24 protein-coding genes are annotated in these 26,266 nt (G+C 46.2%); 16 read left to right on the forward strand and 8 right to left on the reverse strand.

Annotated features, from left to right (window positions below; all coding sequences use genetic code 11):
* Positions 1-242: 242 nt before the first annotated feature.
* Positions 243-1,244, forward strand: a complete 1,002-nt coding sequence (locus RLO19_RS06140; protein ID WP_446354771.1) for an RluA family pseudouridine synthase — start codon at positions 243-245, stop codon at positions 1,242-1,244.
* Here RLO19_RS06140 and RLO19_RS06145 read toward each other — a convergent pair.
* Together RLO19_RS06145 and RLO19_RS06150 are read right to left on the reverse strand one after the other, a co-directional pair.
* Positions 1,234-1,983 carry a phycobilisome rod-core linker polypeptide gene (locus RLO19_RS06145; RefSeq protein ID WP_446338205.1) on the reverse strand — a complete coding sequence of 250 codons (750 nt, stop codon included), beginning with the start codon at positions 1,981-1,983 and terminating at the stop codon, positions 1,234-1,236. The genes RLO19_RS06140 and RLO19_RS06145 overlap by 11 nt on opposite strands.
* A gap of 271 nt (positions 1,984-2,254) precedes the next feature.
* Positions 2,255-2,842 (reverse strand): hypothetical protein, encoded by a 588-nt coding sequence (locus RLO19_RS06150; protein WP_446354773.1) that lies wholly within the window; start codon positions 2,840-2,842, stop codon positions 2,255-2,257.
* 713 nt (positions 2,843-3,555) lie between these two features.
* Here RLO19_RS06150 and RLO19_RS06155 point away from each other — a divergent pair.
* From RLO19_RS06155 to RLO19_RS06165, 3 genes are all read left to right on the forward strand, one after another.
* Complete coding sequence (locus tag RLO19_RS06155) at positions 3,556-4,515, forward strand: orange carotenoid-binding protein (protein WP_446354774.1); 960 nt, start codon at positions 3,556-3,558, stop codon at positions 4,513-4,515.
* A 153-nt stretch (positions 4,516-4,668) separates the two neighbouring features.
* Complete coding sequence (locus RLO19_RS06160; RefSeq protein ID WP_446354776.1) at positions 4,669-4,995, forward strand: hypothetical protein; 327 nt, start codon at positions 4,669-4,671, stop codon at positions 4,993-4,995.
* A gap of 23 nt (positions 4,996-5,018) precedes the next feature.
* Positions 5,019-5,405, forward strand: coding sequence for a chromosome segregation ATPase (locus RLO19_RS06165; protein ID WP_446354778.1), 387 nt, complete (start codon positions 5,019-5,021; stop codon positions 5,403-5,405).
* Here the strand turns inward: RLO19_RS06165 and RLO19_RS06170 are convergent.
* The 4 genes from RLO19_RS06170 to RLO19_RS06185 form a co-directional block, all read right to left on the reverse strand.
* On the reverse strand, positions 5,402-6,019 hold the full coding sequence (locus RLO19_RS06170; RefSeq protein ID WP_446354780.1) for a HEAT repeat domain-containing protein: 618 nt from the start codon (positions 6,017-6,019) through the stop codon (positions 5,402-5,404). The two genes, RLO19_RS06165 and RLO19_RS06170, sit on opposite strands and share 4 nt — an antisense overlap.
* A gap of 176 nt (positions 6,020-6,195) precedes the next feature.
* Positions 6,196-6,978 carry a HEAT repeat domain-containing protein gene (locus RLO19_RS06175; protein ID WP_446354782.1) on the reverse strand — a complete coding sequence of 261 codons (783 nt, stop codon included), beginning with the start codon at positions 6,976-6,978 and terminating at the stop codon, positions 6,196-6,198.
* Between the two features lie 742 nt (positions 6,979-7,720).
* The gene (locus tag RLO19_RS06180; RefSeq protein ID WP_446354784.1) at positions 7,721-8,209 is read right to left on the reverse strand and encodes a phycocyanin subunit alpha; all 489 of its coding nucleotides are present in this window, start codon (positions 8,207-8,209) and stop codon (positions 7,721-7,723) included.
* Positions 8,210-8,286: 77 nt separating this feature from the next.
* A complete protein-coding gene (locus tag RLO19_RS06185) occupies positions 8,287-8,805 on the reverse strand; it encodes a phycocyanin subunit beta (protein ID WP_446338769.1) in 519 nt (172 codons plus the stop codon).
* A gap of 1,164 nt (positions 8,806-9,969) precedes the next feature.
* On the opposite strand from RLO19_RS06185, the gene RLO19_RS06190 reads away from it, so the two are divergent.
* The 7 genes from RLO19_RS06190 to RLO19_RS06220 all read left to right on the forward strand — a co-directional run bounded on the left by RLO19_RS06190 (position 9,970) and on the right by RLO19_RS06220 (position 16,067).
* Positions 9,970-10,488 carry a phycocyanin subunit beta gene (locus RLO19_RS06190; protein WP_446354786.1) on the forward strand — a complete coding sequence of 173 codons (519 nt, stop codon included), beginning with the start codon at positions 9,970-9,972 and terminating at the stop codon, positions 10,486-10,488.
* An 89-nt stretch (positions 10,489-10,577) separates the two neighbouring features.
* A complete protein-coding gene (cpcA, locus tag RLO19_RS06195; RefSeq protein ID WP_446338766.1) occupies positions 10,578-11,066 on the forward strand; it encodes a phycocyanin subunit alpha in 489 nt (162 codons plus the stop codon).
* 103 nt (positions 11,067-11,169) lie between these two features.
* Positions 11,170-11,991 carry a phycobilisome rod-core linker polypeptide gene (locus tag RLO19_RS06200; protein WP_446354788.1) on the forward strand — a complete coding sequence of 274 codons (822 nt, stop codon included), beginning with the start codon at positions 11,170-11,172 and terminating at the stop codon, positions 11,989-11,991.
* Positions 11,992-12,279: 288 nt separating this feature from the next.
* Positions 12,280-13,149 (forward strand): phycobilisome rod-core linker polypeptide, encoded by an 870-nt coding sequence (locus RLO19_RS06205; protein ID WP_446354790.1) that lies wholly within the window; start codon positions 12,280-12,282, stop codon positions 13,147-13,149.
* Between the two features lie 254 nt (positions 13,150-13,403).
* Positions 13,404-13,643, forward strand: a complete 240-nt coding sequence (locus RLO19_RS06210) for a phycobilisome linker polypeptide (RefSeq protein ID WP_446338763.1) — start codon at positions 13,404-13,406, stop codon at positions 13,641-13,643.
* Positions 13,644-14,339: 696 nt separating this feature from the next.
* Positions 14,340-15,155 carry a HEAT repeat domain-containing protein gene (locus tag RLO19_RS06215; RefSeq protein ID WP_446354792.1) on the forward strand — a complete coding sequence of 272 codons (816 nt, stop codon included), beginning with the start codon at positions 14,340-14,342 and terminating at the stop codon, positions 15,153-15,155.
* A 240-nt stretch (positions 15,156-15,395) separates the two neighbouring features.
* Positions 15,396-16,067 (forward strand): HEAT repeat domain-containing protein, encoded by a 672-nt coding sequence (locus tag RLO19_RS06220; RefSeq protein WP_446354794.1) that lies wholly within the window; start codon positions 15,396-15,398, stop codon positions 16,065-16,067.
* Positions 16,068-16,132: 65 nt separating this feature from the next.
* Here the strand turns inward: RLO19_RS06220 and RLO19_RS06225 are convergent, their stop codons facing one another.
* Positions 16,133-16,663: an alpha/beta hydrolase gene (locus RLO19_RS06225; protein ID WP_446354796.1), complete on the reverse strand. Its 531-nt coding sequence runs from the start codon at positions 16,661-16,663 to the stop codon at positions 16,133-16,135.
* Between the two features lie 502 nt (positions 16,664-17,165).
* Between RLO19_RS06225 and RLO19_RS06230 the strand changes: the two genes are divergently transcribed.
* The 5 genes from RLO19_RS06230 (at position 17,166) to RLO19_RS06250 (ending at position 24,121) form a co-directional block, all read left to right on the forward strand.
* Positions 17,166-17,600: a YidH family protein gene (locus RLO19_RS06230; protein WP_446354798.1), complete on the forward strand. Its 435-nt coding sequence runs from the start codon at positions 17,166-17,168 to the stop codon at positions 17,598-17,600.
* Positions 17,601-18,321: 721 nt separating this feature from the next.
* Positions 18,322-19,260, forward strand: a complete 939-nt coding sequence (locus RLO19_RS06235; protein ID WP_446354800.1) for a DUF4007 family protein — start codon at positions 18,322-18,324, stop codon at positions 19,258-19,260.
* On the forward strand, positions 19,260-22,787 hold the full coding sequence (locus RLO19_RS06240; RefSeq protein WP_446354801.1) for a hypothetical protein: 3,528 nt from the start codon (positions 19,260-19,262) through the stop codon (positions 22,785-22,787). Before RLO19_RS06235 ends, RLO19_RS06240 begins: the two co-directional genes overlap by 1 nt.
* Before the next feature lie 67 nt (positions 22,788-22,854).
* Positions 22,855-23,457, forward strand: coding sequence for a Uma2 family endonuclease (locus tag RLO19_RS06245; RefSeq protein WP_446354803.1), 603 nt, complete (start codon positions 22,855-22,857; stop codon positions 23,455-23,457).
* Between the two features lie 61 nt (positions 23,458-23,518).
* Entirely contained in the window at positions 23,519-24,121 is a 603-nt protein-coding gene (locus RLO19_RS06250; protein WP_446354815.1) for a Uma2 family endonuclease, read from the forward strand.
* Between the two features lie 82 nt (positions 24,122-24,203).
* Here RLO19_RS06250 and RLO19_RS06255 read toward each other — a convergent pair whose 3' ends face one another.
* Positions 24,204-26,201: a hypothetical protein gene (locus tag RLO19_RS06255; RefSeq protein WP_446354805.1), complete on the reverse strand. Its 1,998-nt coding sequence runs from the start codon at positions 26,199-26,201 to the stop codon at positions 24,204-24,206.
* Between the last annotated feature and the right edge of the window lie 65 nt (positions 26,202-26,266).

Raw genomic sequence — 26,266 nt, forward strand, 5'->3', positions numbered from 1 at the left:
GTGGGATAGATTTGACGATTAAATCGGGTGGGATAGATTTGACGATTAAATCGGGTGGGATAGATTTGACGATTAAATCGGGTGGGATAGATTTGACGATTAAATCGGGTGGGATAGATTTGACGATTAAATCGGGCGCACACCGTGCGCCCCTACAATTCTAATCCACCAAATAAGGTGTGCCACGCCACTACTGCTTAAGGTTAAATTGGGTCTATAGGACACAAATAAGTCAAACAAGCGTGAAAGAAATTAATGTATACTGCCAACAAAACAGTGAGCGACTCGATCGCTATCTTGCCCAACAATTACCCGATTTATCTCGTTCTCGAATCCAAAAACTGATTGAAGAAGGGAATGTGCAGCTCAACGATAACCTCTGCACCTCCAAAAAAGCCACGATTCAACTTGGAGACTCTATCCACCTAACTATCCCCGACGCCAAACCCTTAGAGCTAAAACCAGAAGCAATTCCCCTGGATATCCTCTATGAAGATGACCAAATCCTGATTGTCAACAAACCCCCTGGCTTAGTTGTTCATCCTGCTCCTGGACATGAAAATGGCACACTTGTCAATGCCCTGCTTGCCCATTGCCCCAACTTAGCTGGAATTGGTGGGGTACAACGTCCCGGAATTGTCCACCGTTTAGACAAAGATACCACCGGTGCGATCGCGATCGCGAAAACCGACCACGCCCACCACCACCTACAAGCCCAACTCAAAGCCAAAACCGCCGGTCGAGACTATCTCGGCGTTGTCTATGGTTCTCCCTCAACCGAGACGGGTACAATTAACCTGCCCATCGGACGTCATCCGAGCGATCGCAAAAAAATGGCAGTCGTTCCCCTAGAAAAAGGCGGACGCTCTGCAATTACCCATTGGCAGATTCAAGAACGCCTGGGCAACTACACCCTAATCCACTTCCAACTCGAAACCGGACGAACCCATCAAATTCGCGTCCATACCGCCCATATCGGACACCCTATCGTCGGGGACCCCGTTTATAGTAAAGGTCGAGATATCGGCGTCAATCTCCCAGGACAGGCACTTCATGCATGGCGACTGCGGTTACAGCATCCCAATACAATTGCCCGTCCCCTCTCTCCTAACCAAGGAGACCAAAGGACGGGCAATAAACCTGGGGACTGGATTGAGGTCATTGCCCCTCTCCCCCCAGCCTTTAACACACTCCTAACCGTACTGCGACGGCGTGCTTCATCCGTTCCCTTCCCTAACGCTTAGGTACACGGGACATGTAATCGATATTCTGGGCAGACACGCGGGGAAGTGGATTGGGTTGGGCATTAACTCCCCGTGCCATATCCAGGAAGTTCGTAGGATCACCTGCTTTAGCCTGCTTGTCTTGCGGGACAAAACGGCGTACTTCGTTCTGCCAAATAATTTGGGGGAAGCCCAGTTGAGCGCGGTAGTAGCCGTCGTAGCGGGGTGATTTAATGTTAAAGGGTCTTTCACCTTGACGGCGACCGGGCAATACACGACGCCGTTGATAGGGAACGGTGTCATAACCAAAGTTGGTCAGATACTCTTCGCTGTTAAGTAGTTGATCAACGAAGCCTTTAATCCCCTTCGTCGCCACAACGATAGACCAAGCAATTTTTTCGCGTTCGTTGTAAACATCGCGCCCTAATACCCGTTGCACGCACTGTTCAACAAAGCGATAGTTGCTGTTTTTCTCGTAGAAGCTGTTGTAGAAGGTTTTCGACAGCAGCAATCCACGAATGAAATCCCGCACCGTCAGTTGACCGTTGCGGAGTTGGGATTCTAGGAACCGTTCCCGATCCCAAGCAAAAGCATAGAAGAAGATCTGACGGTATGCCGCTTCGATCAATTCATCCATGTCTGTGCCGAACAGGATGTTCTCGGTTGTGTAAATCCTTGGTTGCTCATCTCCGGGTACTTCATAACCAGCGACACGCTGATTTTGACTTACCGGAGTGTAGCTTAATAAAGGTAGCGCCACGTTTAAATCTCCGTAATCTTAGAAAATCTTACAAACCTTAACTTTCAACTATATAACAGATTATGTAACCCTCTTACAAAATTAGTCATTAGTCATTAATCATTTGTCATTCGTCCTACTCGCTTCCCGAAAAGAAGCAAGCTACGTCATTTGTCGCAGAATGCTTGTAATTCGTTGGGGCGGGTTTAGTAGTATCAGGGTGAAAACCTTGCCGTTAGTGGTAAAACCCGCCCCTACAACTCCCCCATCTCCCCCATCTTCCCGTTCCCGACTAAAAGTAACCCATCCAGAATGCCAAGGGATTTGCTAGCGATCGACAGTGGGGCCAATTTCGCAAATAGTTTTCCAAATCAGGTTGCCAGACTGGAGGTCTTAATCCAAGTCCTAAGCAAAGATGAGACAAAACTTCAAAAAACCGCCGATCATGACCGGGAGATCCTAAATGAGCATGGGCATATTCATGGACGACGATACCTAACCAATCTGGCGGTGCTGTTCGTCCCACATCAATGAGGATGGTAACTGGATTGAGGAGAATGTTACAAAAGCCATCAATCCCATACTCCTGGGCTAACGGCGCTGCCCCGATCTGGATCGGACGACGCAATTCTGGATGAAAGCAATCATGACAGGCGTTGAGACAAGAATTGAGTTCAGCGTTGACTGTATCAATGTTATAACCAATCCAGGTACAGATGCGATCGCGTACCCGATGATTATCACTTATATCAACCATCCGTGGCTCTAATGCTAGCTGACGTACAGCCTCTAGGTACTCATAGCCACGTACCAACGGTTCATTTATACTCTGGGATTTCCCCACCCAATACGGACTCACTTTGTCTCGCTGCTCAAACATTTCGTGACATGCTCCCACACCAAATCAAAGATTCTGGTGTGAGCTTCCAAGCTTCACAAATTGGATTTCCTGGTTTTTCCCTTGCGGGATTTCGACACTTACCTAGACTCAGACGAGTACATTTGGGTCCCCGGTAGACCGTCTGCACAGGCAGTTTCCATTCCCGCTAGCCCGGCGGTACTGATTAGTTTGATTTGCGTTGGTTGTTGATTATCAAATTCGAGAATCAACTCACGGTGCAGCAATTTCAACTAGCTTTGTGAGCAGATGTATCGAAGGATGATGTCAATTTACCACATTGATGTTGGGGGAGTCCAGTGTATCCCAACGCCAAATAAAAAATTATGGCGTGGGTCTTATTGCTCCCCCTCTCCCCCCACAATTAGATAAATTCTAACTGCTGATGGGGTGACAAGCAAGCTGAAACCACTACCAATCAAGCTTTCAGGACTGTACCCCCATAGAGACATTTTGACAGGTTTCCCAACTTCCCAAGAATGATAGATAAGCCTGATGAAAATGATAAGCACTTGTAGCTGATAAAAAACTGCCAAAAAAGATACAAAAAAATATAAACATGTATTTACATTTACTTACAATTTGTTACTATTGTTTTTAGCGAAGAGATTTTATGCCTGCCCTAGAGAGCCCAAAACAGCTCAGGACAAGCGCTTACGTAGCATTTTGATAAATTTTCCTACTAGGAGAGCCTTATGCCTTTTACCATTGATTCAGCTCGTAGTATATTTCCTGAAACCCTAACAGCCGATGCTGTACCAGCCACGATTGCCCGTTTCAGTCAACTTAACGCTGAAGATCAATTGGCTTTAATCTGGTTTGCTTACCTGGAGATGGGAAAAACCATCACCATCGCTGCGCCAGGAGCAGCAAGCATGGTGCTTGCAGAAGGAACCTTGAATCAAATTCGGCAAATGTCTTTCCAAGAGCAAACTCAGGTCATGTGTGACTTGGCAAACCGCGCCGATGCGCCGATTAGCCGTACTTATGCCAGTTGGTCGGCTAATATCAAGCTGGGCTTTTGGTATCAGCTAGGACAATGGATGGAACAGGGGACAGTCGCACCTATTCCAGAGGGTTATCGACTATCCGCCAATGCATCCGCCGTGCTACAAGCCATTCGTAATTTAGATCCGGGACAGCAAATTACGGTGCTGCGGAATGCGGTTGTGGATATGGGATTTGATCCGAGTAAACTGGGTAGCTACAAAAAAGTCACTGAGCCAATCGTTCCACCGAAGCAAATGTCCCAACGGACGTCGGTGACGATCCAGGGAGTTGACAACCCGACGGTGTTGAGCTACATGAATTACATGAATGCCAATGACTTTGACGCCCTGATCCAACTGTTCACCGATGATGGAGCGCTGCAACCTCCGTTCCAAAGACCGATCATTGGTAAAGACGCCGTCTACCGCTTCTTCCGGGAAGAATGCCAGAACCTGAAGCTGATGCCGGAACAAGGTGTTTCTGAATCGGCACAAGAGGGTTATACTCAGATCAAAGTCACAGGTAAAGTTCAAACGCCTTGGTTTGGTGCAGGGGTGGGAATGAATATGGCATGGCGGTTCTTGCTCAACCCTGAGAACAAAGTCTACTTTGTGGCAATTGATTTATTAGCCTCGCCGAAGGAGTTACTCAACTTAGCTCGGTAACCACTCTACACACTGTACTCATAAGAGTCAGTTTGAACTTCTAGAGGAGCTTATCTAAAGCCATGTTGAGTAGGAGTAAATCGTAGCAAGTTGTAAATGATTGAGTGAGCACTCCCTGCTCTTATGGGTTGGGAGTGTTCAAAACACTGGACAATGCAAGTAAACGAAACTATTTGGTCTGACGTAGAGCAGCAAATCGCCAAAGATGCTTTTGAGAAAGCGTATCAACGAGAAACTAATGCTTTGATCACACAGGTGCGGGAATACGCCAGTGGAATTACTGAACTTGATCAGGTTTGGCGTCTGCACGATTTTTTGAGTGCAAGGCGGCACGATATTGATGGTAAGTACGACTATGACTATTCCGCTCTCCTGTTTCTTTTCGCTAGGTTAGTTAAACAAGAGTGGCTAAAACTGGAAGATTTGAGCGGTCTAGATCAGAGCAAACTGGCTAAAATAACTGCCCTGGCTCGGATGTAACCTTCCGCTTTGCTATAATCTGAATGTTTAAATCCGGAAACCCGGATGCCTTAGTTAGCAAACTTAAAGGACTTTTAGTAGTTTTGGAATTACCACCTCTCAAACCTATCGAGCCGCCAGGAGAACCGCCCCCTGTTCACAGCAATTGGTACTTGGTCAATGTTCGCCATAAGAAACGTGATTTATTTTTGAGATGTCTGAATGTTGTTATCGAAAAAAATCAACTGAACGATCTAATTTTAGCGGTTGAAACTCCTGATGATTCAGTGTACGAAGATATCGTTTTACTGAACTTGGCTAGCTTTAAAGCTGTGCAAACCCACATTCAAACGATTGAGTCCTGTCAGAGAATCGAACCGAAACCATTACCACAAGCACAAGTAAGTCTAATGTTGGCAGCGAGCAGCTAGATGATGGATTGTAACTGTGCGATCGCGCGGTTCAATCGTGCTTGTACCACCCGATCCGACTCTTGAGTCAACGCCTGTTGTAAGGGAGGCATAACTTCTGGCTGGGCAATATCTTGTAAGGACGCGATCGCAGCATAACGCAGCGCCCAATCCTCTGGTGTCAGTAACGCCCAGGTCAATTTGTCTATGGCTTGACTAATAATTGCTGCATCCTTGGCTAAACTGCCAATCCTTCCTAACCCGCGTGCAGCTACGCGCCGGACATTTCCTTGACAGTGATTCGCGACGGATGTGCCGACGACATCCTCTAACAAACTCAGCGCCTTTGGGTCACCAATTCGCGCTAAAGCCTGAATGATATGGGCTTGCACAGCCTGGTCACCCGAGGCTTCAAAGGCGGCAATTAAAGGATTAACGCTGGCTGACCCCAATTTCACTAACCCGTCTACAGCGGCGACTGGGACAGCCGGATGATGATGACTTAATGCCCCAATTAAGGCTGTGATTACGTCATCGCTAGCAGGCTGCCCTTGAGCAACTAACGCCTGAATCGCTTCTACGGCTTCGTTGGGCGTAGCCGCTTGTTGTAATTTTTGTCCTTTGTTATTTGTCATTGGTCATTGGTCATTGGTCATTGGTCATTGGTCATTCGTCTTATGTACAGTCGGGGCGGGTTTATTTACATCTGGGTGTAACCGAAAAGATAGTAGTGAAACCCGCCCCTACACAATCTCCCCCATGTTCTGATAACTGATAACTGATAACTCCCTCATCTTGCCCAGCTTCCCTGCTAGAGCTGAATTAACAACTGATCAATAGTGTCAAGCAGAAACTGGCATTTATCCTGTTGATTTAATTCGGCTTCTGTATCACTTTCTAAGATAGCTTCTAACATCCGCTTGATATTCAGCAGCTTTAAACTATTAGGAACCTTCGCCTGAATAATCGCCTGCGCTGCGGCTAAATGACCGATCGCGCCCAGGTCAAACATCGCCGCCCAGCGCAAATACATATTGGGATGATCCAAATTCTGGATAATCCGCTCAATATATTGCGGCTCTTTTGTCAATAGATATAAATACCGAGCCGCTGCACATTGAACCCGTTCCGACTGATGGGTTAAAAAGGGTTCAATCTGGGGACGGGCTTGCCAAACCTCTAAAGTCCCTAACGCTTCAATCAAGGCTTCATAGGGTTGCTCTGCTTCAGCGTTTAGGAGATTCAGCAAGGGAGAGACAGCGCTGCGATCGCCAATTGCAGCTAAAGCCTGAATCGTTGCCTCTCTGAGACTCAGATCCGGACAATCTAAGGCAGCAATTAACGCGGGTACAGCTTGGGGATTTTTTAACTCACCCAACGCTCGCGCCGCTTGACGCCGCAAGGGATATCCACCTGCTTGGGTGCGATAGGCTTCATCCTGGAGGGCTTCACATAGCACCGTCCACGAATCCTGTACCTGATGTTTACCCAGCCACCAAGCGGCATAATAGCGCAACTGATTATCGTCTCCTTTTAAGGCAGCGATCGCGGTTTGTGCCGAACTTATGGGTTGGGGAGGAGGAGCGGTAGTCATGTAGACAAAAAGTTGGAGATCTAAGTCGCCTTTTATGCTGTTTTATACAAGATTCGGGTCTGAGTGATAGACAACAACTGCTCATTGCCTATCCCCCAGACCCGATACAGGCTAGTACAGGGGAACCCAAGGATATCCGACTATGCAAACCTGCTTAGGGCTTATGTAAAGATGTTGTGACATCTCTTACACCGAATAAAAGATTACGGTGTAAGCTTCCAAGACAATCCGGCTATTGCTTAGGAGACTCTTGGCTTTATTAACGACACGGGATGCCCCACCGCGCCGGAACAATACAAACTTTTGTTCACCCAATGTAGCTGCATAAATTTTACCCGTCCACAGATGCAACTATGAGTAGCTTGTTTCTGAACCCAAGCCCCTATTCGGTGGTTGTCTTGGTTCGGTGTACAGGCAGCGGTTAGCTGTGATTGATTAACCTGTACAATGACATATTAGCATTTTGAAAACAGATTGACAACTATGAAGCAAGTGACAACACGAGTATCAGACAGGGAATATGAACACCTAGCTAGATTTTGCAAAGCAACAGAGAGAACCCAGTCAGATGTTATCCGTGAACTGATCCGAAAGTTGTCAATCTCCGGGGTATTGAACCCCATCGATTGACCGCCTATCCATCCCAACGCCATACCTGTAATCAGGTTGGCGTGGGGCTTCCGGCAAAAAAGCTAAAACATCTCGACTGAATGTATGACTTCCCAGGTATCTATACTGGTTTCTAGCTCAGAGCATTGATGGCATAGTTTAGGTAAATATTCGCTTCACCTGCAACATCTCCCGATAGACCATGATTGTCACGGACAAATTCTAGTGCCGCCACGTACCAACTGGAAGACAAACCCAGAGCCGCGTTGAATTCTTTAACGCCAGCAATCACATATTCATCCAGTGGACCCGTTCCACCGACTACGCAGCAGTAGCTGATGACGCGCAAGTAATTGTTAATATCCCGCACACACTTGGACTTGCCTTCTTGAGTCGAGGCATATTGAGGTCCTTCCATTTGAGTGGTGTAGGGGAATTTCTTATAAACATGATTAGCAGCAGCTTCAGACCATCCCTGACCATTATCAGTAAACGCTTTAGCAGCATCCAGACCAGCCTTCGCCCGACTGAAACGACCAAAAATGGCTTGCATTTCAGTGTTAGTCGGATAAGAACCGCGCACGTCAGCAGCAGCAATCGCCTCAGTAATTGGGGTTTTCATGAGTATTTTTGTTCTCCTAAATGATTGACTCGGTTAAGTTGTCAGATTGATTATCAAAAAGCCGTTTAAACTCGACCTTAAGCAACGGCGGCTGCTGCTGTATCAAAATAGCCCGCTAACTCAGACATCAGAGCGCTGCAATCTCCTTGGGTAATGCCATTGGGGTCGTTGGCAAGTGCGATCGCGGCATCTTTCATCTTTTGAATCCCGGATGCTACGGCATCTCCAGGTGTTCCTAGCGCTTGGTAGGTTTCCCGCAGACCATTGAGACAACGGTCATTCATCACACTGGCATCCCCTGCCACCATGGAGTAGGTGACATAACGGAGAATAAAGCCCATGTCACGGATACAAGCAGCATGGTTGCGGTGATGGTCACAAGGACCACCAGGAGCGAACACTTGGGGACGCTCTGCCACTAATCCTCGGTACGCATTGGCGACGATCGAAGAAGCGTTACTGGTGAGACGGTTCACCGTATCTAAACGCTTATTGCTTTCCGACACCATCGCTGAAAGCGCGTTGATTTGATCGCCACTCAGATAGGCACCACTTTTATCGGCTTGCTCTACGACTTTGGAAAACGCATCAAGCATTTTATTAATTTCTCCTAGCTAAACTTTGTTTGAACGAACGATTGATCGACGTGGCGAGATTCGCCTAAGTCTGGCATTGGGTCAAATCCAGCCCTGAAAGAATTTATCGGATTATCTTGGTCAATTTGCTGGCATCGGCGGCACTATCGACATAACCAGTACGACACTTTAGGCGACTCTGGCAACCAATCGTTTCACCGCTTATACAACCATCCGCAAATCCTAGACTTCAGGGAAAGTTTGGTTTTGCCCCAAATAACCCATAGGTTTCTTTATACAATATGCTGAAGATTTTTAAACATTAAAAAATATTAAGTTGTATGTCATTGTACAGGATTTTGCTCAAACCTTCTCAGATAAAGCCCTAAGCATAGTTCAGTTGATTAAAAATTTTACATTTTGCAAAATATTGAGCTGTCAAATGTTTACTTTTGTTAAGACTACGACGCCGAAAATTCACGCGCAATCTTAGATGTAGCCGTCACTTCAGTTGGGTAATCCCGTCTGGCACACCATCTCAGCCAATGTAATGTTTCTTAACAAAATGGGGTGTTGAAGCAATGCTGCAAGGGATTAAGACAGATCAAGGAAAGTGTTATCTAAAAAAAGCTAGGGCATTGAGGCAGTATTTTTTTGTGACAATGAAACAGAGAGGCATTCAGCCAGTAACCCCATTGAGTATATCTACTTAAGTAATTGTTACTAAATTTCTCATAAAGGCGAGAAGACGTGGCTCAAGATAACCACCCCGATACAGAACTTGACAATGGGGCGTTGGCGTCCTCCGGAAATCTGTAGCCCTCTCGTGCTGCTAGTTTGAGCAGGTTTGGCATCCTCAGGATTGGTGAGCTTGATCAGCCAACGCTTAAAAACTTAACAATTTGTAACAAATAAAAACTCAACATCATTGTATAAAAGAAACCTGAAGGGTACAGATGACAGGCAAACGTTAACCCAAACACCAGATGACCGCGATTGTGGGGATTCTCATAAAAAGCCGGAAATCTTCTCAGGTTTCTTAACGCTCCGTTTACGTTTTCCTTCTGAGAACGTGATCGGTAGCAGCGAGAACAGACCAGAAGAAGTGTAAGGGTTTCACTGTCTCGACCTAACCTGTCTAGATTTCAACCCTAGACTCAACCAAGCAAAGGAGGATTTGAGTTCATGTTTGATGCATTCACCAAGGTGGTAAGCCAAGCTGATGCGCGAGGCGAAATGCTGACCGGCTCTCAGTTAGATGCTTTGAATGCAATGGTGGCAGAAAGCAACAAGCGGATGGATTCCGTTAACCGGATCACCAGCAACTCTTCTAAAATCGTTGCTGACGCGGCTCGTGCTTTGTTTGCTGAACAGCCTCAGTTAATTGCTCCAGGTGGTAACGCCTACACCAGTCGTCGGATGGCGGCTTGCTTGCGGGATATGGAAATCATCCTGCGCTATGTGACATACGCAATTTTTGCAGGGGATTCCAGTGTACTGAATGATCGCTGCCTGAATGGTTTGCGTGAAACCTATGTAGCGCTGGGCGTACCGGGAGCTTCTGTTGCGGCTGGCGTGCAAAAAATGAAAGAAGCCGCGATCGCACTTGCGAATGACCGTAATAATATCACTCCTGGTGATTGCAGCTCTTTAATGTCCGAAATCGGTAGCTACTTTGACATGGCTGCCAACGCGGTTGCCTAAAACAAGGTAAAAAAAGATTGCCTGTTGAAGTTTAAACTTCATCAAAACGTTTGAAAAAGTAAGCAAAAGATTAAGGAGATATCTCGACGATGAAGACGCCATTGACAGAAGCAGTCGCCGCTGCCGATTCCCAGGGACGTTTCTTAAGCAGCACCGAAATCCAAGTTGCGTTTGGTCGGTTTAAGCAAGCTCAAGCCAGCTTACAAGCAGCTAGAGCCTTAACTGACAAAGCACAAATGCTGATTGATGGTGCAGCTAACGCGGTGTACCAAAAGTTCCCCTACACCACTCAGATGCAGGGACCGAACTACGCTTCTACTCCTGTAGGGAAAGCCAAGTGTTCTCGTGACATCGGTTACTACCTGCGGATGGTAACCTACTGCTTAGTTGCAGGTGGCACCGGTCCGATGGATGAGTACCTGATTGCTGGGATTGATGAAATCAACAGCACATTTGAACTGTCTCCTAGCTGGTACATTGAAGCCCTCAAGTACATCAAAGCTAACCATGGCTTGTCTGGCGATCCCGCCGTTGAAGCCAATTCCTATCTTGACTATGCGATCAACGCCCTGAGCTAGTTCGATCGTCTTGCCCGGAAAGGCAAGCAGTTGTTAGCTGGCAAGGGTTAGCAATTGTTTGCGTTTCCGGGTATCGTTTTATTCATTTTCAGGGAGGGTTAAGATGACAAGTTTAACGGCAGCAAGGCGATTAGGAATTGCGGCATTTGCTGAGTCTCCAAAAGTGGAGCTGCGTCAAAATTGGACAGAAGATGATTTGCAATTGGTGATCCGATCCGCTTATCTACAAGTCTTCGGAAACGATAACTTGATGGAGTTTGATCGGTTAACCAGTGCTGAATCATTGCTGCGCCATGGCGAAATAACGGTTCGCGATTTTATTAGAACCCTGGGTCAATCGGAACTATACCGGGAAAAGTTTTTCTACTCCACCCCACAAGTGCGATTTATCGAACTGAATTATAAGCACTTTTTGGGACGAGCGCCCTACGACCAGTCAGAGATTGCCTATCATACTGACCTGTATGATCAACAGGGGTATGAGGCGGAGATCAACTCATACATTGACTCAATGGAGTATCAAGAGAACTTTGGTCAGTCCATTGTTCCCTATGCGATTGGATTTGAAACCCAACGTAGTCAGAAAACCGTCGGGTATAGCCGGATCTTCCAACTATTTGGCGGATTAGGCAGTAGCGATCGCACTCAGCCGGCGGGGAATCGTTCTCGTCTGTTGCGGGAAGTCGCACTGAATACCTCGTCTCCGATCTACGCTGATTCGCAAGGACAAGCGATCGTGGGTACTCAGGGCGGAACTCGCGAGCAGATTTATATCGTGCGGGTGATTCAAATCCCCCAACCCGGACGCATGACCAGAATCCGCCGCAGCCAGACGGAATATTACGTCCCTTACGAGCAGCTTTCCCAAAAGTTACAACAAATCAATAAGATGGGCGGTAAGGTGACGAACATCATACCCGCTTAAAGATAGTACAGATAGTACAGACCAAACTGGCGCGTCTGTACAACCATAAACCGCTCGCAACCAAGCGGACTAACAAAATATCATTGCCTGTGGAAGACGGGCAGCTGCCTGTGGACGCGGAGTAAGACCAATAGAGGGCAACCTTTGGAGGCGTCGGCGGATGAAGCGGGAAATCCCAAAGACGAATAAGACCGTCCTTGTTTTTAAAAGGTTGGAAGCCAAATAAGAGCGAAGCAAGTTGGGGTACTTCACGATTTCAACATTGGCGTTTAATGAGGAGAAATTTAAGTGGCTATTACGACAGCAGCTTCCCGACTAGGGACAGAAGCGTATAGTAATCCAACTCCAGTAGAACTGCGCCCCGATTGGGTTGAATATGACATCCAAGCGGTCATTCGCGCCGTCTACCGTCAACTGTTGGGCAATGACTATGTGATGGCGTCTGAACGATTAACCAGTGCCGAGTCATTGCTGCGGAACGGGTATGTCAACGTGCGCGAGTTTGTGCGTTGCGTTGCCAAATCAGAACTTTATAAAACCAAGTTTTTCTACGGCAGTTTTCAAACTCGTGTAATTGAACTCAATTACAAGCACCTATTGGGTCGCGCACCTTACGATGAGTCTGAGGTAATTTACCACCTGGATCTGTACGAAACCCAAGGGTACGACGCTGATATTGACTCTTACATCGATAGTGTAGAGTATCAAGAAAACTTCGGCGACTATATCGTTCCTTATTATCGCGGTTTTGCAACTCAAAGGGGTCAGAAAACTGTCGGGTTTACCCGTATGTTCCGACTGTATCGCGGTTATGCCAATAGCGATCGCGCCCAGTTGGAAGGAAGTGACTCGCGTCTGGCGACTGAGTTAGCGCAGAATTTTTCGTCAGCCGTTGTTGGACCATCGGGTGCAAATGAAGGCTGGGCATATCGCCCGTCTGGGAAGGGTGAAACGCCCAGTAAGGCATTAGGGGGTTCTGTCCCTTATGGCACACAAGGCAAAGTTTATCGCATCGAAGTATCGGGCATTATTAATCCCAGATATCCGAAAGTTCGTCGCAGCAGCAAAGCCTTCTTAGTTCCTTATGAGGAACTATCCAACAAACTCCAACAGATTAACCGTCTGGGGGGTAAAGTGGCTAGCATCACACCTGCTTAGAACATTCCTCTGGAAAAAAGCAGATTGAACCGATCTGAACTGATCAGATGGGACTAGGGACTGGAGAAATTAGGACTAGAGATAAAATAACAGAAAACGTTGTGTTATTTCTAATCTCCTAACTATTGAGACTCTAGTCCCATTGGTATGTCGAGTTAGCGGAAAAGTTGAGAATTAAGCCGGATAAAAATAGCTGTTTATCGGTCTAAATCAGAAACTTGGATGATTGATAATTAAAAGGAGAATTGATTACTATGCTAGGTCAAGTAGCAACAAGCAGTACGGCTAACACTCCATCGGGGAGTCGTTTCTTTACCTATGAAGTCACGGGTTTGCGTCAAAATGAAACCAACGACAAAAATGAATACCCCTTTCGCAAAAGCGGCAGTGTCTTCATTAAAGTGCCTTACAATCGCATGAATGAAGAAATGCGGCGCATTACTCGCATGGGAGGGACAATTGTCAATATTCATCCCGTGAATTCTGGCAGTTAGTTTGCTGATTAAATTAAACTGAAGGCTGTTGACACTCCCCCGCTTGAAAGACGGGGGATTCTTGAGCTAATTATTGCCCTTTCGAGTCACCTCTAATTAGGTCTTACATGATTATGTCCTACCCGAAGTCAACTAGAATATCACTTAATATCTAGAACTCCACTTTTTAGGGTAGCTCTCCAAGCTTTTACCTAAATTAATTAGGAAGTTTCCGTATGCCCTACGGTACTTATCAACAAGTATTTAGTTTTTATAAAAATGCTATTCCGACTGAGAAAATCGGCATTGTACGAATTTTGGCTCGTTTGAAATCCTAGCAAGACCAATTACACCATTTTGTATTTTTCAGAAGGTTTTTATGTATACAGAGTGATCACCTACAAACTCTGTTTTCTCATGTTATTATTATACCTAGAATTAGCAAGAAAAGCAACTAAAGTTGCGCTTGCTAGACGCATCGCTCGGTTTCATCCCTCGGATGAATCGCGAGGGAGCCTGCACCATCGCTTGTCCGGTAAGAATAGTGTTGACCTTTCACTTGGCTAGTCGGACATGGTGTGTGATCCTTCGCTTCGTTCAAAGGAACCGGGTTTGTAGGGGCGGGTTTGACTACTATCATTTCATAGTTCACCCATAAGGAACTAAACCCGCCCCGACGAGTGCATGACAAATGACATGACAAATGACTCTTGACAAATGACACAATCGAGTGGTGGCGAGTCTTTAACAATAGAACAAGCACTCGCGAACCTCAAACAACGGGATGATTTAAGTCTTTGCTATTATGCCGCGTGGTGGCTGGGAAAATTTCGGGTTCGGGAAGCCGCCGTAATAGAAGCTTTGATTGTAGCCCTAGAGGAAGAGGCAGATTGCACCGAGGCGGGCGGATACCCCTTGAAACGCAATGCAGCAAGGGCACTGGGAAAGTTGGGCGATCGCAAAGCCGTTGCGCCTCTGATAAACTGTCTAGACTGTTCGGATTTCTATGTGCGGGAAGCCGCCGCGCAGTCGTTAGGGATGTTAGGTGATCCCGTTTGTATTCCTCAGTTAATGCGGTTATTAGAGGGTGGGATAGAAGCAGGATCACCCGTACCTGGCTCACCACACTTGGCGCAACCTTATAATGCTGTCATAGAAGCGTTAGGCAGTTTAAGGGCAAAAGACGCGATCGCATTAATTGAACCCTTCCTAGAGCATAATCAAGAACGGATACAGTACGCCGCCACACGAGCCATGTATCAGTTAACCGAAAATCCCGCCTATGGCGATCGCTTAGTGCAAGCCCTGAAGGGGGAAAAGTTACAACTACGACGGGCTGTATTAGCCGATTTAGGAGCGATTGGCTACTTAAAGGCAGCGGATGCGATCGCCCAAACCTTAGCTGAAAATAGTTTAAAGCTCATTTCTCTCAAAGGGTTATTAGAGCATGAAGTGAAAAACTCTACCAGCGAATCCGTTGAGCTATCAGAAGCAGCCATCCATGTGATTAACCTGATGGATGATTTGCTATAGCCTTATATTAGCCTCGTTCCTAGGCAGAGCCTAGGAATGCTCCTTAGGAGGCTCCGCCTCCCCCTAGTAGCGGCAAAAGCAGGAAGCGATAAAGGGCGAGGATTCTGGCTGAAGTTGACACGGATGAAAACTGGCGCCCCTACATAAGTACCTTATACTGATGATGACCTAGGAAACACAATATAACACCTAACGAATGATAGAACTTGATTCTCGCAAGGCGAGAATAACAAATGACAAATGACAAATGACCAAAACCTAATTCAAGCCGTTAAACAAGCCGATTCTGCCCCTCGCTTAATCGCCGCCGTGCGAACCCTAGCCAACGCCAAGATAGAAGCGGGGATTCCCACATTAATTGCCGTTCTCAGTTATAACAACCCCGGTGCGGCAGTCGCCGCCGTCGATGGATTAGTGAAATTAGGAGATGTGGCAGTAGAACCATTACTCAAACTGCTTGACGAATATAACTATGGGGGAAGGGCTTGGGCGATTCGAGCCTTAGCCCAACTTGCTGATCCCAGAGCCTTAGAAACATTACTGAATGCGGCTGAAACTGACTTTGCCCTAAGCGTGCGTCGTGCGGCGGCAAAGGGGTTAGGAAATGTACAATGGTCAAAATTGTCTCCTGAAGAAATTCCCCCAGCCCAAGGGCGAGTGCTGAAAACTCTACAGGTAACATCCTACGATCCCGAATGGGTGGTGCGTTATGCTTCCGTGGTGGGATTGCAACGATTAGCCACAGCGGTAGCCGAAACACAACCAGATTATTGGCAGCAGATAGTTGCTCATTTTGAGCAACTGATGAAAGATGAGTCAGATTTGGCAGTTTGCACCCGCGTACAATTTGCCTTAGCGCAACTGCAACCGGAAATGGCAGAGGCTGGGTCAACAACTGCAACATCCTTATAATACGAGCATCTTGCTCGCTACCCATTCCCAATTTAAATGAGTGACAGCTTACCCCTAGCTAAAAACTATAGCTTTGGCAGACGCTCAGTTATCCGACTAATTTTCTGAACCACTTCCACAAGGCGATTACCCTCAACATGAACTTCTGGGGTTGGGTAGTGTTGCAACGTCTCAATTAGAGTAATTTTTCCATTCGATAAAGCCGAACTCATCAAAGCGCCTCGTAAAGACTGGCGATTTGCCCGATTTGTAGGAGTATGAATGACTTGGCTGGTTTGATCCAACAGTAATTCCCCAGGGAGGCTATTGAGTATCCGATGAAGCAGGATTGGATCTACAGCCATCTCTTTTGTCAAAACTTGCCGCAACTCTGCTGGTTCTTTTCCCGCCATTTTTAGATAAGCTTGCAGTGAAGTCGAGAGTTCCCCTGTTTCCGCAAAGGTTGTTAACTCCTCTACCGATACTGTCTCTCGTAAAAATCGGTATTTTAGCACTACCGATTCTGCGGCGTCTGCATGAACACCCCACTGAAACACACCCATAAGTGTGACTAAACTTAAAATTAAAAGCTTTGAAAGTGGTCGATAGTAAGACATTATTTAAATACCTTTTCCTTTTACTTGAGCTAAGGGTAAAGAAGTAATCTTACTTCTTCTATTCCCCCGGTGGGGATATTTTTAGTTCATGCATCTCTCTAAAGATAGAAAATACTATTTATAACTAAAATCTTTTTCCCCTTTATCATCTTGACAAATAACATTCTATCATATTTACAGCTATCAGGTAGGTGTATACTTGTCTCTAAAAATGTTATTCAACAACTATTCCGGATCAATATTTCTTGGGTTTCGGATAAAAATCTAACTTTTGACAGTTGTGCTGATGGCTACATGTCTTTTAAGTGAATCTTTCAATATGTTATTCTCTATGATCTTAACCTTAAGCGTGAAGCAGATAAATCCACTTCCTCTAGCTAATAATAATTTTTCATGCAGATCGGATTGGTTATAGAACTAAACAAGATCATTCCTTAGAATTAGAACTGACAAGGTAGAAGAGAGCATTAGTCAAAAGTAAGAATTTAATCTTAATAATTTTATGGTGAGAAAGCCGCAAGTCGATCGTCAGCGGGAGCATCAAGCCAACGAGCGCACATTTCTGGCTTGGCTGCGAACTTCGATTGCTTTAATCGGGTTTGGTTTTGCTATTGCTCGATTTGGCATCTTTTTACGTCAAATTCAAGTAGCAGTGACTCAAGCAGAAGCAGAAATACATCCTCTGTTCAACTCTGAGAACCTGGGAGTAATGCTGGTCGTTTTTGGAATTGCGACAATCGCCTTAGCCGCTTGGCGTTATAATAGAGTCTTTTGGCAAATTGAGCGAGGATATTATCGACCAAATCGACTGATAATTTGGATGACAACTGGGATAGTCATGGTTCTGGGAGCTCTGAGTCTTCCGTTTGTGTTTTGGCGCAATCAGATACCCACTCCTCCAGCGTCGCCTCCAAACAAGCAACAGTCTCACTACTGAAGAATCACAAAAATTGACAGTGGAAACCGGGAATGGAGAGGAGCGATCGCGTCTTCGTGTTACCTTGGCTGTAGGTGAGACTCTATTGGCATCAGAGTGGTTTAGGGCTAGCGCAAGCAATGTGGTCAAGACCTCTTATGGCAGCACATAAAAGCCATAATGTCAAGCATGGGGAGTGAGTTTACAGATAAGCGATGGTGAAAGCCCTCGCGATTTATCCGAGGGATGAAACCAAGCAAGGCATTTAGCCTAGCAACTTTAGTTGCTTTTCTTGTTAGATTTAGGTACAATAGTGACGTGATAAACAGAGTTTGTAGGTGATAACTCTGTATACATAAAAACCTTCTGAAAAACATAAACGGTGTAATTGGTCTTGCTAGGATTTCAAACGAGCCAAAATTCGTACAATGCCGATTTTCTCAGTCGGAATAGCATTTTTGTAAAAACTAAATAGTTAATAAGTACCTTAGGGCATACGGAAACTTCCTAATTAATTTAGGTAAAAGCTTGGAGAGCTACCCTAAAAAGTGGAGTTCTAGATATTAAGTGATATTCTAGTTGGCTTCGGGTAGGATATAATCGTGTAAGACCTAATTAGAGGTGACTCTAAAGGGCAACGATTAGCTCAAGAATCCCCCGTCTTTTAAGCGGGGGAGTGTCAAAATAAGAAGTCCCGGAACATCGGCATCCCTGGCTCTATAAGCAGATAAAATAGCACTTCATGGTGGAACAAACTACGCTCCCTTTACCAGAAATCGATAATCAAGTTCCTGCGGTTAATCCTGTCTTTGCCCGCCACGAGACGTTTCATCCTCGGTTTGGCTGGCTGAAGAAGGGTTTTGACAAGGCGACTGAAGATCCAGGAATTTTTTTGCGCGAGGATGCACCGGTACGTTTGGGTGTGGGTAAGAATATGGTGCGCTCGATTCGTTACTGGTGTTCGGCTTTCAAAGTGCTGGACAATGATACTCCTTCAGAATTTGGCAAACAACTGTTGGCGGATAACGCTTGGGATGAGTTTTTAGAAGATCCCGCCTCGCTGTGGCTACTCCATTGGCATCTCCTCAAACCCACCTGCGAGGCGACGGCTTGGTATTTTGCGTTTCATGTCTTTCGCCCAGTTGAATTTTCAGCCGACGATTTATTTGAGGCGCTTTGTGACTATAGAGATAGTCAGGGTAGTCGTATTGTCGATGCTTCACTGAAAAAAGACATCACCTGCATCTTGCGGATGTATGTAGAACCCGATACCAAGACAGGCGTGAGTGAGGATTCCATTGACTGTCCTTTTGCCGAACTTGGCATTATCCAAACCTTAGGGAACTCCAAGCATTACAGGTTCCAAATGGGGGCAAAAGCGAATCTCCCCGCCGAGGTTGTCGTTGCTGCTTGTTTGGAATTTGCCGCGTTTAAAGGGAATCAGAAAACCATATCCATTGCCAGTCTTACCTTTGATTCAGGTAGCCCTGGTTTGGCGTTCAAGCTGAATGAAAGTGCCATCTGTGACGCCATCGAACAGGTTGAGCGGTTCTCAAAGGATCTCACCCTCTCTGACTCGGCGGGATTGATTCAGTTTTCCTTTAAAAAAGATGCAAAGGCGCTGGCACACGATATCCTAGACAGGTACTACAGTACGAGAAGACGCGGTGGGGCAAAGTAATGAAACGAACATTATCTGACTATTTCAGCCTCAAGCGGCGCTATTCTCGCTCGATTAATTTAGAGCGAGATTTGCAGCAACTCGATGCCCTAGAGGGCTATGTTCCCACCACTCGCTCCGTTGATGCCCTCAGACGAATTTTAGCGGGTTGGCAAGACTCCCAATCCCAGCGGGCTTGGACGCTAACCAGTGTCTATGGTACGGGGAAGTCGGCGTTTGCTCACTTTTTATCGGCTCTATGTGCTAAAGACAACGAGAGGATTAAGCAGCAGGCGCTGGAGATTGCCCGAAACGCTTTGGGCGCTGATAGTGTAGAGTATTGTCGTCTCAAGGAAATTCTACCGCAGCAAGGTTTCGTCAGAGCCGTGGCTACGGCACAGCGAGAACCAATTGGTAACACGGTGATTCGAGCTTTAGCCAGAGGAATTCGGCTATTTTGGTCATCAGCAGAGAGAGAAAAAATAGCCATTGCTGGTCAAGTTTTAGACTGGGAAGCGGCAATTGCTAATGGAGAAACCGTTGACAGCCGAGGGCTTCCTCAGATGGTGCAGGAACTTGCTCAGGCGGCTCAAACGGGTGTCTTTTTAATTATTGATGAGTTAGGCAAAAATCTGGAATTTGCCGCCTATAACGAAGGGGCGGAAGATTTATATTTATTGCAGCAGTTAACTGAACTGCCCAGAGTTGGGCATTATCCCGTGTATATACTGGGGATACTGCACCAAGCCTTTGCTGAGTATGGTCAGAGATTAGCCTCTGTCCAACGGAACGAATGGGCAAAGATTCAAGGGCGGTTTGAGGATATCCCTTTTACAGAATCGGCTGGACAAATGGTGCGGTTGATTGGTCAAGTTATTGATCAATCCCAGGCAGAAAGTTTTCATTGTGCTATCTATACCCAAGCAGAGGAATGGTTGGATGAGCGCTGGAAAGACATCGCCATGGCGGAAGAACTGACGCCGCAAGTTCTGGGGGCGGTGTATCCGTTACATCCCCTCTCGGCGTTGGTGTTGCCCATGCTATGCGCTAAGTATGGGCAAAATGACCGTTCACTCTTTACATTTCTAACCAGTTCTGAACCCTATTCATTTAAGAAGTTTTTGGATGAAACAAGGGTGCAGGGTAGGGGTTTGGTGACCAAACCCCTACCCACCCTGAAATTGGATCGGGTTTATGATTACTTCGTTGAAGCCACCGGGTTGGGTTTAGGTTCTCGATTGGGTTTGCAGCGGTGGGTAGAGATTCAGAATTTAATTGCCGATGCCAAACATCTGGATACGGATTCTCTTAGGGTTTTAAAGACCATTGGCTTGCTTAACTTAGTGACAACAACGGGTGCCGTGAAAGCCACTCACGAACTGGTGACGCTGGCAATGTGCGATTCACCTGATGAGGAACAAGAGCAGCAGTATTGGGACGATATTATTGATCGTTTATTACGACGAAATGTGATTGCCCATCGTCGGTTGTTGGATGAACTGCGGCTTTGGGAAGGCTCTGATTTTAATGTCGAAGGCGAAGTGGCGGCGTTAATTGAGCAAGAGCGATCGCCTCTGTTTAGTCTTTTGTCACAAACCTATCCCCTAAAGCCGTTAGTAGCGCAACGGCATAGTTATAAAACAGGTACGTTGCGGTATTTTGAGCGACACTATGTTAATGGGACACAGGATTTAGCGCAACTGCGTTGTCAGAGTAAAGATAGCGATGGGTTAATTGCTTGTTGGCTGGATGAGGAATTACCAAGTAAAGCCCCGGATGTTACAGCCGATGGGAAGCCATTAATTGTTTTGTGTGCCAAAAAACTAGGTATCCTGCGAATTAGGGCGCTAGAATTTGCTGCACTTGAGAAAATCCAGAGTAGTGCGGCTCAACTTCAGACGGATGCGGTGGCGAGACGAGAAGTCCAGTATCGGTTATTTGAGACGAAACGATTGCTTGATGAAAGTTTGAGTCAAGCGTTTGATGTAGCTGTTAATCAGAATGTTTGTTGGATTCAGGGGAAACGAGAAACTATCCGCCATGCAACAGACTTTAATGCCAAGTTATCAGATGTTTGTGACAGGGTTTATCCAGAAACGCCGATTCTTTGGAATGAGTTGATTAATCGCCGTGAACTGACGTCTCAAGGCGCTAAGGCGAGACGGGAACTAATTGAGGCGATGTTGGAAAATGCCGAGATAGAAAAATTAGGATTAACGGGGTATGGTCCAGAAGTCGCCATGTATTATTCCCTACTCGGTGAGACAGGAATTCATCGACAGGAGGAGGACGGTTGGGGTTTCTATCCACCGGGAAAAAATTCAGATGTATGGACGGTTTGGCAGGCAATTGAGGCGTTTAAAAAAGCGGCAAATGATCAACAAAAGCCTTTAGATAAACTCTACCAAAAACTAGAAGCACCACCATTCGGCGTCAAGCAAGGGTCAATTCCGGTACTGTTAGCGGCAGTTTTGCTGTACCACACTGATGATGTCGGGGTTTATAAAGATGGGACATTTATCCCGATTTTGGGTTCAGAGCATTTTGAGCTATTGGTGAAAGATCCCTCCCGCTTTGCGGTTAAATATTTTGAAGTCGTGGGGTTGCGATCGCGTGTCTTTAAGGAACTCGAAGCGGTTTTGAAATCGCCTCAGTCTCGAATGCCTGCAGGAGTCAGGAATGTAACTCTTTTGGCGGTGGCGAAGCCTCTATTTCAGTTTGTGAAAAAGCTACCTGCGTACACGCTGAAAACTAAGCGTCTCAGTTCAGAAGCACAAGCCGTTTTACAAACCTTAAAGCAAGCCCAGGAACCCGATGTATTACTGTTTAAATCTTTACCTGAAGCTTGCGGATTGCCAGCCATTGGTATGAATGAAGTTGACGATGGTAAGACGGCGAAAACTCTACGGAAAAAATTAGTGCAAGCGCTGCACGAGATTCAGACGGCTTATGACTGCTTGCTAAGTGAGTGTAAGTCACGATTGCACGATGCTTTTGGGATTAGCAGCAATGAAGCTAAATTGCGGGAAGATTTAAGAGTTCGAGCCAGTCGTCTAGCGGGACAATGTGTTGAGCGGATGCTGAAACGTTTTACCCTAGCGGCAGTTGATGAAACCAAAACGGATGCAGAATGGTTAGAAGCTCTAGTCATGATTGTGGCGGATAAGCCGGCTGAGTCTTGGAGTGATGAAGATATAACTCAGTTTGAGATTAACCTCTGTGATGTAGCTAGGCGGTTCAAGAATTTGGAGGCGTTGCGGGCAGAGGTTGATGCCAAAGGTGGGGGATTTGAGGCACGTAGAATCACAGTAACTCGTCCGGATGGGCAAGAAATTAATCAAATTGTGGGAATTGATCGCGAGTCCCAGGATAGAGTTGAGGAACTGGTGGAAAACGTGCTGACAATGCTGCCCGATAATAGGCAACTGCGACAAGCTGTCATTGCCAGACTGAATGAGAGAGTGTTTGATTTGGCGTCTGAAACATTGCCTCAAATTGGGGAAAAGCGTCAAAATCGAGGGGACGAACAAAAAACAGGCTATGCCTAGCTTGTCATTTATGATCCGATAATAATTGTCAACAAACATAAGGGAACAGCAGCCAAGGCTTGGTGCTATGACTACAGTAACAACTCCAGTAGAAAATTCTCCGTTGATGTTGCACCTACATCCAGTGATTAATCTGACAGATGAGCAGTTTTTTGAGTTCTGTCAAATTAATCGCGACTTACGAATTGAACGCACGGCGACAGGAGAATTGCTGATTATGCCCCCCACCGGATCAGACACGGGAAATCGAAATGCTAAGCTGATTGTGCAGTTGGGAGTTTGGGCAGAGCGTGACGGAACGGGGATTTATTTCGATTCTAGTACAGGCTTCACGCTTCCTAATGGTGCAAAGGTTTCCCCTGATGCGGCTTGGGTAAAACTAGAACGGTGGAATGCCTTGACTCCTGAGCAACAGAAAACGTTTGCACCCATCTGTCCTGACTTTGTGGTGGAACTGCGATCGGTTTCTGATAATTTGACACCGCTCAAAACTAAGATGCAGGAGTACATTGATAATGGTGCGCTGTTAGGTTGGTTGATTGACCGCAAAAAGCGACAGGTTTATATTTATCGTCCAGGAGTGGCGGTGGAATGTTTGGATAATCCGGCTACGGTTAGCGGTGAGTCAGTATTACCCGGATTTGTGCTGGATTTAAGCAAAATTTGGTGAGGGTAGTTTAGGGAGAGTGCCGTACTATTAACAACAGTCGCCAAGGATTTGTGCCATGACAATGATTGAAGCAACGACTCAAGTAGAAAATTCTCCGTTGGTGTTGCACTTACACCCGATAATTAATCTGACAGATGAGCAGTTTTTTGAATTCTGTCAAATTAATCGCGACTTGCGAATTGAACGCACGGCGACAGGAGAATTACTAATTATGCCCCCCACGGGTTCGGACACGGGAAACCGAAATGCTAAGTTGAATCAGCAATTAGCAAATTGGACAGATGCGGATGGTACGGGAATTGAATTTGACTCATCATCTGGTTTTACCCTTCCCAATGGTGCAAAGGTTTCCCCTGATGCGGCTTGGGTGAAACTAGAACGGTGGAACGCCCTGATTCCTGAACAACAGAAAACGTTTGCGCCCATCTGTCCTGACTTTGTAGTGGAACTGCGCTCGGCTTCTGATAATTTGACACCGCTTAAAACTAAGATGCAGGAGTATATTGACAATGGTGCGCTTTTAGGTTGGCTAATTGACCGCAAAAAGCGACAGGTTTATATCTATCGTCCAGGAGTAGCGGTGGAATGTTTGGATAATCCGGCTACTATTAACGGTGAGTCAGTATTACCCGGATTTGTGCTGGATTTAAGCAAAATCTGGTAATTCCCTTCCAATGGCTACTCCAGCAGAACCTACCCACTAAGTCTATCTGTAGAAGAAACTATATTTTGCAATGCTTTCTGCTCTAGCCTAATGAACGGACATATTCATCGAGATCATCTTCCTCTCCCTTCTTTAAGGGAAAGTGCTTGAGGAGGTCAGCTACACAAATGAGAGGGACAAAATTACCTAGGAGATTTTCTAGTACATACTCTACAAGGTTTGTTGGCACACCTTGAGTCTCTAACCTTGTACGACGTGGTTCTGAAATCCCCTTCACAGCCCAACCTGATTTACTGACCCGTCGATCCCATACAATAGCGAGAGACACTTCATTGAATTCTTTATCATGAGTAGCAAGATCGAACTCATCAACTAGCTTCTCAAGTTTGAGCTTAAACTCTAGGAGCTTGAGTTCTAAATCGCTCCTTGGCTCCTTGTCTTCCCAAAGAAATTTACCGTCATAGCGGGCGTTGGCAAAGAACCCGAATGCGGAGAATTCTGGGTCTAACTTAGCTATAGCTACGCTGAAAAGACCTATGAGAGTGTTTTCGTCGCTTGGAAATCGGTGGAAAGGAATACCTTCTCGATGAATCCGTTCATTCTGAACCACTTCCGGCATTGGCGTTTCTTCACCGCCACCTGTTACATCCCTTTCCACGAAGAGCTTTGAGATTGAAACCAGCTTTGGATAGCACGCCTCGAAGAAATCACGGAGCCGCCCCACTAGTCGCGTACTCACCAGATGCCGTTTTCCAATGTTAAGCGTCGCATCGACGTTTATGACAAAGTGAATCGTTTCGAGATACCACGTTGATGAGGTACTCCGCACAGTGAGTTCATGTGCTGTCGGCGTCCCGTTAGAGGCGATTAGCTTCAGTCCACGGTTCGGAATACCAAGCACCTCAAAGTGAGCTGTTCTACCAATTGCAAGGTAGATTCCTGTAACTTTCTCTAGCACATCACGAAAATCCTCGGCGTTTACCCGCGATCGAGGTCGTTCTAGGATTGCAATAATGTCGGCATAGCGCTCCCTGAAATCTTCTTCCTGCTCGTTTGGAGTCAGTTTTAGATCGAGAAACTTGTCTCGGAAGGACACTGAGAGCGGCTCCCAATTTTCCTCGTTCGGCTTGATCCTGACAATATCCGGTGTAATCCGGTACTTGGCAGCTCGTTGGCTATTGCTCTGGGCTACCTCAGCCAAGTCCCAGGCTTTATAAGGCAGACTTGTTGAGAATTCATTACGTTTAAGACCTATAAGCCACTCACCTACTTGACCAGAAAGCCCTTCAAAGTTTGAGGAGGAACGTAAGTTGAGCTTGATCTCCGTCGGCTTTAACTCCTCGAATGCTTCAGTCTGGGGATTACGAACAGGCACGTTCAGAAGGTTGTTGAGACATCCGACATACGACTGTGTCCGAAAGTACCAGCCGAGGAAGTGTTGAAGATAAGCATTGTATGGATGAGATTCCTGCCGCTCTGCCTCTTGTCGGTAAAGCGACTTCCACTTCACAGTATCTTCCCCAAGGAATCGGTCAATAGCGCTGATGAACTTTGCTAAAGTTCCCTTCGGAAAGGTTGCCGTGATTTGGGTAAAAGTCTTGTCAGAACCCTCGTCACGCCAGTTGTCGATATACTCTGGTACAACGTCTTGCTCCGGATCGATGTAGCCTCGAAGCCCTTCAGAAAGGAACCTCCAAGCTCCATCCATCGTCTGGCTTTCCAGTTCAAATCGATCCGTCGAGTACATCACCGCCTTGAGTCCGACTCCCTGATATCCCTTTGCTGGAGAACGAGATGACAGTCGCTTCTCATTACCAGTACCACCTGGACGCAGCAGTCCAAGGTCATGCTTGAAGCCGATTCCGTTATCGTGAACCGTGATTGTGTCGCTATCGAAATCAAGAGTTAAATTGACTTCCCCAAGTTCAACACGAGGATTCACTTGCACAGCGTCAATTGCATTTTGAACAAGCTCATGCACAACAATCCACTCAAGGTCATAGATTTCGACAATCTTGCGAAGATGCCCGCGTACAATCTCTTTGCTACCTGCTTCAAGGAGTTCCTCAATATTCGGCATAATCTATCTTGTAATTGGTAGGTGGCAGATTTGGAAATACTAAGTTAAATAGAGTAGCACTTTAC

The sequence above is a fragment of the Coleofasciculus sp. G2-EDA-02 genome (assembly GCF_040226375.1).
GTDB lineage: Bacteria > Cyanobacteriota > Cyanobacteriia > Cyanobacteriales > Coleofasciculaceae > Coleofasciculus.